A 2613-nucleotide genomic window follows, 5' to 3' on the forward strand; every position below is an offset into this window, starting at 1 on the left:
GGTTTCTTCGGGCTCGGGCGTCGGCATCATGGTGTAGCCGATCAGGCCGAGGCCCACGAGAATGATAATGACATAAAGGGCGCGGGACATTGGGTACTCCGATACTCCGGCGTGTTGATATCGGCCCTTCCCATACGCCTGGTGATGCCGCAGTGCAACGAGAACGCATCACCCCCTGCATTTCCTGCGGCAAATGGCCGGGATTCGCCTTGAACCATGGGTGAGGCGGGGTTAGGTTCGGGCACCTCAACTCGTGGCAACAGAAGGATATTCAACATAGCCCGCAGACCCCATAACGCGCCCCCGCAGCGCGACACCGGCCCCCGCATCAACGATCGCATCCGGGCCCCGGAAATTCGCCTGATCGGCGCAGACGGAGAGAATGTTGGCGTCGTGACGCCCTCCCGCGCGATGGATCTGGCCGCCGAAGCCGGTCTTGACCTGGTGGAGATTTCGCCCAACGCGACCCCGCCCGTTTGCAAGATCATGGACTTCGGCAAGTTCAAGTATGAACAGCAGAAGCGGGAATCCGAAGCCCGCAAGAAGCAGAAGACCATCGAGGTTAAAGAGGTCAAGTTCCGTCCGAACACCGACACGCATGACTATGAGGTCAAGATGCGCAACGTGTTCCGGTTCCTCGAAAACGGCGACAAGGTGAAGGTGACCCTGCGGTTCCGCGGCCGCGAAATGGCGCACCAGAACCTGGGCCGGGAACTGCTGGAACGGGTGGCTGAGGACGTGAAGGAGATCGGCAAGATCGAGAACATGCCCAAGATGGAAGGCCGCCAGATGGTGATGATGATCGGCCCGGCGAAATAAGCCACGGCAGGCATCCGACGACGTGGGGCGTGGACCGAAAGGGCCGCGCCCTTTTCTTTTGCGCAGACCGGGTTACACCTTTGGGCAACGGAAAAGAGGGGCAGGACATGGATGACGGCATGAACCGGCGGCCCGATGTCGCCGACCTCGACGAAGCGGCGCGCCCGAAAGCCCCGCGCATCGAGGGGGTCACCGATTGGCAACGGCGCAACGGACGGCAACTGGCGGCGATCCACCGGATGCATCTGCAACAGATGGGCCAGGTGCGCCGGATGATGGACAGCATCGCGACGGGCACCGTCGCCCCCGCCGCGCTGGCGCAGGCCGTGCCGCAGATGGAGATGCTGCGCAACTACCGCCAATTCGGCAATCTGTGCGGGCAGGAATGCCAGTTCCTGGACTACCACCACGGGGCGGAAGAGCATCAGGTCTTCCCGCATCTGGAGGCGCGCGGCAGCGACGGGCTGCGCAAGGTCATCGCCAAGCTGCGCGAGGAACACAAGGTCGTGCATGCCCTGCTGGAACGGCTCTATGCCGACGCGGTGCGGCTGGTGCAGGATCCGGGGGCGGACGCCTTCGACGAGGCGCGTCAGACCTTCGAGGCACTGGAACGGGTGGTGCGGTCCCATTTCGGCTATGAAGAAGACGAACTCGAAGAGGCACTCGGCGTGCATGGCGGGCTTTAGGTCCAGCAAAAAGGGCCGCCCCAATCGGCGGCCCTGTCGCGTGTCCGGGTGCAGCCTTGGTCAGTCGAGAAAGGCTTTTTCAACCACGTAGGTCTTGGGGTCGGAATTCGCGCCTTCCTCCAGCCCGTATTCCTCCAGCATCTCTTTGAGTTCGAGATTGAAGGCGAGGTTGCCGCAGATCATCGCGCGGTCGGTTTCGGGGTTGAGCGGTGGCACGCCCAGATCCTCGAAAGCCTCGCCCGAGCGCATCAGGTCGGTGATGCGGCCCATCTTGGGGCTCTCTTCGCGGGTGGTGGTGGGATAGTACTTGATCTTCTTCCAGAAGCCTTCGCCGATCACCTCGTTGAGCAGTTCGTCGTCCTTGAGGTTGTCGATGATGCCCGCGCCATAGGTCAGCTCGCCCGCCTCGCGGCAGGTATGGGTGATGATGACCTCGTCATAATCGCTATAGGTTTGCGGCTCGCGCAGGAGGCTCGCGAAAGGGGCAAAGCCGGTGCCGGTGGCAAAGAACCAGATCCGCTTGCCCGGCAGCAGCGCGTCATGGACCAGCGTGCCCACGGGTTTGGGGCGCAGGATGATCTGGTCGCCCGGCTCGATATGTTGCAGGCGGCTGGTCAGAGGGCCGTCGGGGACCTTGATCGAGTAGAATTCCAGTTCCTCGTCCCAGGAGGGTGAGGCGATGGAATAGGCGCGCAGCAGCGGCTTTTCCTTACCCGTCTTGGGGTCGGTCTGCATCAGGCCGATCATCACGAACTCGCCCGAGCGGAAGCGCAGCGATGCCGGACGCGTGCAGCGGAAGGAAAACAGGCGATCGGTGTAATGCTGCACCTCGGTCACGGTCTGGGCGTCGGGCAGGGTGGGAACTTTCACAGGCGATGCGGTCGCTTCGGTCACAGGTCTATGCTCGGTCATGTCTTCAGTTGCGGCCTCAGTAAAGCCGACTCCCTCATTAAGCTTTGATCTAGGTCAGGAAAAGGGGCACTCAGGCGACACGTAGCCGCGACCGATGGTCATGGTCGCGCCAGTTGGCGCGTGCAAGCCACTGATCCTCGGGCTGACGCGTGGCGAGGGCACGGTCAATTTCCACGTCATCGAATCCCGATCGGCG

Annotated in this window: 3 protein-coding genes and 1 pseudogene; 2 read left to right on the forward strand and 2 right to left on the reverse strand. The window is 62.4% G+C overall.

The window, feature by feature from the left end; translation table 11 throughout:
• Nucleotides 1-276: 276 nt before the first annotated feature.
• Together infC and ACEQXV_RS19905 are read left to right on the forward strand one after the other, a co-directional pair.
• Nucleotides 277-819 carry a translation initiation factor IF-3 gene (infC, locus tag ACEQXV_RS19900; protein WP_370270620.1) on the forward strand — a complete coding sequence of 181 codons (543 nt, stop codon included), beginning with the start codon at nt 277-279 and terminating at the stop codon, nt 817-819.
• A gap of 107 nt (nt 820-926) precedes the next feature.
• Entirely contained in the window at nt 927-1505 is a 579-nt protein-coding gene (locus ACEQXV_RS19905; RefSeq protein ID WP_370250794.1) for a hemerythrin domain-containing protein, read from the forward strand.
• Between the two features lie 60 nt (nt 1506-1565).
• Here the strand turns inward: ACEQXV_RS19905 and ACEQXV_RS19910 are convergent, their stop codons facing one another.
• The gene (locus tag ACEQXV_RS19910; RefSeq protein ID WP_370270618.1) at nt 1566-2417 is read right to left on the reverse strand and encodes a ferredoxin--NADP reductase; all 852 of its coding nucleotides are present in this window, start codon (nt 2415-2417) and stop codon (nt 1566-1568) included.
• A gap of 70 nt (nt 2418-2487) precedes the next feature.
• Nucleotides 2488-2613, reverse strand: a pseudogene (locus tag ACEQXV_RS19915) (oxidoreductase); the annotation flags it as partial.

The sequence above is a fragment of the Nioella sp. genome (assembly GCF_964229645.1).
GTDB lineage: Bacteria > Pseudomonadota > Alphaproteobacteria > Rhodobacterales > Rhodobacteraceae > Nioella.